The sequence below is a fragment of the Donghicola sp. XS_ASV15 genome, from assembly GCF_041224595.1.
GTDB lineage: Bacteria > Pseudomonadota > Alphaproteobacteria > Rhodobacterales > Rhodobacteraceae > Donghicola.
In genome coordinates, this window is the sequence record NZ_JBGFGN010000037.1 from 1 (window position 1) to 301 (window position 301).

General features: G+C 43.2%; 1 protein-coding gene. It reads left to right on the forward strand.

Features of this window, described 5'->3' with window-relative positions:
- Window positions 1–301 (forward strand): hypothetical protein (locus AB9K37_RS00525; protein WP_369835110.1); only part of this gene is annotated, 301 nt, incomplete at both ends.

Here is a 301-nt window from a genome sequence, read left to right on the forward strand (position 1 = left end):
TGCACCAAGCTATGGACTTTCAGTTGGTTATGGCTTGTTTATTGACGATTGGATAATAGAACCCTCTGTTTTGCTGCAGTATAATGAGTGGCGATACCGCGACATTATGGTAGCAAGCAACGACATGACGCTCACCTTACTCGACTCACTAGAAGATGAAACAGTGTTACTCAGCGGGTTGATATCGGCATCAAAAATCATTGAAATCACATCAGACACGTATTTTCTAGCAGGAGGGATTGTACGCTGGAATGAGTTGTTTCAAGGAGGTGGAGATGAACGCTCAGACAAGTTTATTAGC